Annotated in this window: 5 protein-coding genes; 3 read left to right on the top strand and 2 right to left on the bottom strand. The window is 73.4% G+C overall.

Annotation, left to right across the window (positions count from 1 at the left end; all coding sequences use genetic code 11):
* Nucleotides 1–96: 96 nt before the first annotated feature.
* Both ACFWY6_RS43655 and ACFWY6_RS43650 read right to left on the bottom strand, forming a co-directional pair.
* Entirely contained in the window at nt 97–825 is a 729-nt protein-coding gene (locus tag ACFWY6_RS43655; RefSeq protein WP_384702947.1) for a VOC family protein, read from the bottom strand.
* Nucleotides 826–895: 70 nt separating this feature from the next.
* Nucleotides 896–2479: an MFS transporter gene (locus ACFWY6_RS43650; protein ID WP_384702944.1), complete on the bottom strand. Its 1584-nt coding sequence runs from the start codon at nt 2477–2479 to the stop codon at nt 896–898.
* 80 nt (nt 2480–2559) lie between these two features.
* Between ACFWY6_RS43650 and ACFWY6_RS43645 the strand changes: the two genes are divergently transcribed.
* From ACFWY6_RS43645 to ACFWY6_RS43635, 3 genes are all read left to right on the top strand, one after another.
* Nucleotides 2560–3144 (top strand): TetR/AcrR family transcriptional regulator, encoded by a 585-nt coding sequence (locus tag ACFWY6_RS43645; RefSeq protein ID WP_384702941.1) that lies wholly within the window; start codon nt 2560–2562, stop codon nt 3142–3144.
* 223 nt (nt 3145–3367) lie between these two features.
* Nucleotides 3368–4117, top strand: coding sequence for a class I SAM-dependent methyltransferase (locus ACFWY6_RS43640; protein WP_384702938.1), 750 nt, complete (start codon nt 3368–3370; stop codon nt 4115–4117).
* On the top strand, nt 4117–5670 hold the full coding sequence (locus ACFWY6_RS43635; protein WP_384702935.1) for an FAD-dependent monooxygenase: 1554 nt from the start codon (nt 4117–4119) through the stop codon (nt 5668–5670). Before ACFWY6_RS43640 ends, ACFWY6_RS43635 begins: the two co-directional genes overlap by 1 nt.
* Nucleotides 5671–5679 lie beyond the last annotated feature (9 nt).

The raw sequence follows: 5679 nt of genomic DNA, 5'->3' as shown, positions 1-5679 counted from the left end.
GTGTTTGCCATGACCCCGCCCCCGTTGGGGGGGGCGCACCCCCCCGCGCCCGGACTGGGTGGGGTGGGGGGGCCGGGGTCGTGCTGTGTGCGGGGGTCAGGCGGTGAGCAGCAGTGTGAAGACCTCGCCGCCCGGTGCGCGCACCACGGCCGCGGGGCCGTCGGGGCAGTCGTAGCGCAGCAGCACGGATGCGCCGAGCATGACGGCGGCGGGGACGGCGGACTCCTGCGCACGGAAGCAGGGGTACCAGCCGGAGGGGGCGGCGGGGCCTACGTGCCGTATCGCGGCCCGGCGGCCACCGCCGTCCGTACCGGACTCCGTGGCGAAATCGGCGCCGAACAGCCCCCGGTAGAACGCGCCGTCGGTCGCGGACGCACCGGTGAGGAGTTCGCTGCGGGTGTACGCGCCGAGGCCGTCGTCGGGGCCGCTGCCCGTGTGCTCTTTCGCTTGCCACAGGCCGATGCGGTGCCCCGACGGATCGCCCGCGAGGAGCATCCTGCCCTGCGCGAGGATGTCGATCGGGCCAAGGAGCACGGAACCGCCGAGCTCCGGTACTGCGGCGGCCGCGGCGTCGGCGTCCTCGACGCTGAGATAGCTGGACCAGCCGCCGAGCGCAGGGCCCGGGCTCTCGCCGAGATCGCCGATGCTGCACACCTCCCGGCCCCGCAGCCGGCACATCGTGTACGGACTCGTGCCGTCGCTCGTGGTGCTGAACTCCCAGCCGAACAGGGCGCTGTAGAACTGCAGGGCGGCTTCCCTGTCCGGCGTCAGGAGGTCCACCCAGGTCGGCTCTCCCGGTGCGGGACGTACGGCGTCGTGGCTCATCCGAGGCTCCCTTTCTGGTCGTTTGCTCGTGATGATGGGCCCCCGCGCTCAGGGCGCGGCCCGCGACGGCTCAGGCCACCGGCGGGCCCTGGGCGGCCCCCGCCTCCGCCTCGGCAGGGCTCGACTGCTTCGAAGTGGTACGTCCCGGAGCGACCAAGGCGGCGAACACGGCGCCCGCACCGGCCAGCACGATCAGCGCGATGGCCGCAGCGGCGAAGCCGTCGGTGAACGCGTCGCGGGCCGCCGCGACGAGCGGACCCGCGGCGGCGTCCGGCATCTGCTGCGCGACGCCGAGCGCCGCGCCGAGCGAGTCCTGGGCCGCTTCCCTTGCCTCCGGGGGCAGTTGGGCCACCACCCGGTCGGGCAGCTGATCGCTGTACACGCTCGTCAGTACGCTGCCGAAGACGGCGATGCCGAGTGCGGCGCCGACCTCGATGGACGCGTCGAAGGTCGCCCCGGCCACCGAACCGCGCTCGGTGGGCGCGTTGGCCATCACGGACTCCGTCATGGAGGGGATGGCGAGACCGCCGCCGAGACCGACCAGGATTCCGGCCACCATCACGACCTGGGCGTCGGTGGACACATCGACCGATGCGAGCACGGCGGCCCCGGCGACGGCGAGCGAAAGCCCCGCCGCGATCGGCCACTTGGGGCCGAACCTGCGGTGCAGCTGCTCCCCGGCCGGCGCGCCCACGATGATCGCGAGCCCGGCGGGAAGCAGCCGCAGGCCGGTGCCGAGCGCGTCCTCGCCGAGCAGTTGCTGGAGGAAGAGCGTGATCAGATAGATGACGCCCACCAGGACCGTGAAGGTGATGAGCGAGAACCCGGCGCCCGCGGCGAAGTGCCGGTTCAGGAACCAGCGAAGGTCGAGCATCGGATCGCTGACCCGCAGCTCGACGGCGATGAAACAGACCAGCGACACCAGGGACACCGCCCACGCCCCGAGCACCTGGACCGACGTCCAGCCCTCGACGGGGCCTTCGATGACCCCGTACACGAGTCCTCCGAGGAGCAGACAGGACAGCACGGCGCCCAGCGGGTCGAGCTTGCCCGCTTCCTCATTGCGCGACGCGGGCAGCAGCGGCACGGCGACGGCGAGCAGCACCACGACCAGCGGGATGTTGAGGTAGAACGCCGCTTCCCAGCCGTACGGCTCCACCAGCGAGCCACTGAGCAACGGCCCTGCCGCGAGCCCGAGTCCGGCCGAAGCCGACCACAGGGCGAGCGCCCGGGGGCGCTCCTCGTCGGAGAACGTCACCCGGATCAGACCGAGCGTCGCGGGCATGATCAGCGCGGCGGAGACACCGAGTCCGGTGCGGGCGGCGATCAGCTGCTCCGGAGAGTCGCCGACCGCGCCGAGCACGCTGAACGCCCCGAACCCGACGAGGCCGAGCAGTAGCGCGCCGCGGCGGCCGTACTTCTCTCCCGCGGCGCCGAGGGCGAAGAGCAGCGCGGCCATGGTGAGCGGATAGGCGTCGAGGATCCACTGCAGTTCGGACGTGGTCGCGCCCAGCTCCCTCGCGAGGTCGCCGAGTGCCACCGTGAGCGTGATGTTGGCGGTGACGACCAGCAGCAGGCTGATGGAAAGGACCGCTAGTCCGGCCCAGCGGCGCGGATGGTCCTTCGTCGTGGAAAGGGCGGCGGGTTCGGGCATGGGGGCCTCACTCCTCCCTGAGTAGTACGGTACCGTACCGTACTGTAGGGCTTCGGGCGGCAGCCCGTAAGCTGACGGGCATGTCCGTCGCACCGCTCCGGGGAGGCCGTCCCCGTCAGGACCAACTGCTCGGCGCCACACTCGATGTGCTGCGCGAGAAGGGCTACGACCGCCTCACGGTCGACGCCGTCGTGGCCCGCGCCCGCGCCAGCAAGGCCACCGTCTACCGCCGCTGGCCGTCCAAGTCGGCCCTCGTGGTCGCCGCCTTCGCGAGCGCCGTCGAGGGCGTCGCCACCCAGCGGGACACCGGCTCGCTCCGCGGTGACCTGCTCGCCGCGCTCGACGGACTGCTCGGCGAGATGGACCGGCTCGGCGACGTGATCGCGGGCCTGGTCGGGGAGTTGCGCCGCAATCCCGAGCTGGCCGACGCGATGCGCGCCGGCTACATCGACGCCCAGCGGCAGATGGTCGTCGACATCTTCAACCGGGCCAGGGACCGCGGCGACCTCGCGGCGGGCGCGGACGTCGAGATGCTCTGGCAGCTTGCGCCCTCGATCATCTCCTTCCGGGTGCTCCTGGCCGGCGAGCCGGTGGACCGTGCCTACGTGAAACGCCTCGTCGACGAGGTCGTCCTGCCCCTCGCGCAGCGCGGCCCCGCCAACTGAGCGGCCCCTGACGCCCCTTCGCCCGCCCCGCATCCCCCGTCGGCGCCCCGCGCGACGCCCGCACCCCACGCATCCGCGTGGGAAGCCCGCGCCGCGCGGCGCCCGAGGTACCGGGCGGCGTCGCCCGCTGGTTAGCGTCCTCGGTGCCACGGAGCGGCTCCCGTCGCTCCGTGGCACCCCATCTGCCCGCGGACATCGAGGCACGAAGCGGAGCGAGAACGCCATGACAGCAGCTGCCACCTCGCGGGACGACGTTCCCGCCGGTCCCCCCTCGGCGGAGATCCCGGTCCTTTTCGGTGATCTCGCCGCACTCTTCGAACAGTTCACCCTCAGCGTGGAGTCGGGCCAGAACCCCATCCACGACTGGCTCGACGCCCGGCTGCCCGGCGGCGGCCGGCTGCTCGACGTCGGCTGCGGCGCCGGACGGCACTGCCTGATGTTCTCCGAGCGCTACGACCAGGTGCTCGGCATCGACCCCGCCGCGCCCATGATCGACATAGCCCGCAAGTCCCGTCCCGCGCCGAACATCAGTTACCAGGAGCGGGACGCCTACGACGTCACCGCCGAGAAGGACGGCAAGTTCGACGCCGTCTTCTCCTTCAGCGCCGTCTTCCACATGGGCCGCTACGAGCGGATCCTGGGCCACCTGCGCTCGCTGGTCGCCCCCGGCGGCCGCCTGGTCGTCTTCGACCCCGAGCGCACCCCCGTCTACGGGCAGCCGGACTGGCAGACCACGTACGCCTTCGAGATCGCGCAGACCGCCTACCGGGTCACCGGGGACGCGGGCGCCGCGGCCGACGGCCTGAGCCTCTTCCTGCACCCCAGCTGGCGCAAGCTCAGCGAACTGAGCGTCCCGCCGAGCCGCGAGGAGTTCCACCGGGCCTACGAGGCGTCGCTGCCCGGAGTGGAGTTCGCCGACGACCTCTACCCGGGGTTCTACGCCGCCTGCTGGCAGGCACCGGCTGCCGGTTGATGGAGACGGACGTACTGATCGTCGGCGCCGGACCGGCGGGCCTCGCCCTGGCGAACGTGCTGGCCGAGTGCGGGGTGCGCTGCCGCATCGTGGACGCGGGCGGCGGTCCGGTCCGGGAGTCCCGCGCGGGTCTCATCCACACCAGGACCCTGGAGCTCCTCGACCGGATCGGGGTCGCCGCGCCGATGATCGAGTCCGGCCGCAAGATCACGCACGTGGAGATGTTCGAACGCGGCCGGCGGGCGGGAGGTTTCCCGCTCGCCGGCCGCGGCATCGAGGGGCGCACCCCCTTCCCGTACGCACTGGCCCTTGAGCAGTACCGGACCGAGCAACTGCTCGTGGACGCGCTGACGGAGCGGGGCGCCGCGGTCGACTGGGACACCGAGTTCGTCCGCTTCACCGACCCGGCCCGCCCGCGGACGGCGGTCCTGCGGCGGTGCTCCGGCGCCGAGTTCGAGGTGTCCGCGCGCGGCCCCCCCGCCGCGGACGGCGCGGGCAGCGCGGTGCGCCGCAGCCTCGGGCTCGGGTTCACCGGGCGGACCTTCGGGCAGACCGGTCTCCTCGCCGACGTCGAGACCGACTTCGCCGGCGCGGGCAGACCCGCCGACGGCCGCCTGCGGCTCAACCTCGCCCGGGGCGGATTCGTCGGGATGCTCGGCATGAGCGGCGACCGGTACCGCTTCTTCGGCGCCGTACCCCGCGGGTTCACGCCGGCGCCGGACCGGCCGCACGCCCCGCACAGCGCCTATGCGGCGATCGGCGACGAGACCCTGCAGCGGTGGTTCGACGAGTACTTCTCGGTGGACGCCACCTTGCGGACGGTGGAGTGGACCGCGCTGTTCCGGCTGCACAGCAGAATCGCCGAACACTTCGGCTCCGGCCCCGTCCATCTGGTGGGCGACGCCGCCCACATCCACAGCCCGGCCGGCGGCCAGGGCCTCAACCTCGCCATCGGTGACGCCTTCAACCTGGGCTGGAAGCTCGCCCAGGTCGCGGGCGGGCACGCGGGGGAGCGGCTCCTCGACTCCTACGACGCCGAAAGAAGACCGGTGGCCCGCCAAGTCCTTCGCGGCACCGACCGCGGCTTCGCCCTTGAGACGGTGGACCACGGCATCGCCGTCTGGTTCCGGACCCATGTCGCGCCGCTGCTCATCCGCCCGCTGAGCCGGCTGCGTCCGGTCCGCCACGGCATCTTCCGCCTGTTCGCCCAGACGTGGATCGGCTACCGCCGCAGCCCCGCGGTCGCGGCGGCCCGCCGCCGGGTGGGCCGCGGGCCACGCCCCGGGGACCGCATTCCGTACGGGGCCTTCCGCGCGGCCTCCGGCGGCGGTGGCGCGCAGGGTGTCCGCTACAGCCTGCTCATCTCCGAGGGGCGGCGCCCGGACCCCGCGTTCGACGGGCGTCTTCGCGCGGTCCGGGACCTCCTCGGCCGCTATCCGGTCCCCGTCGACGTCCACGTGGTGCGGGCGGGGGAGCGGCCCCCGCCCCCGGGGGGGGGCCCCCCGCGGGCGGGCCCCCGCCCGCCCCGCACTCCCCCCCCGGCCCCCGGCTAAAACCCGGCC

It is taken from the genome of Streptomyces sp. NPDC059037, from assembly GCF_042740015.1.
GTDB lineage: Bacteria > Actinomycetota > Actinomycetes > Streptomycetales > Streptomycetaceae > Streptomyces.
This window is presented reverse-complemented; position numbering and strand designations above follow the sequence as displayed.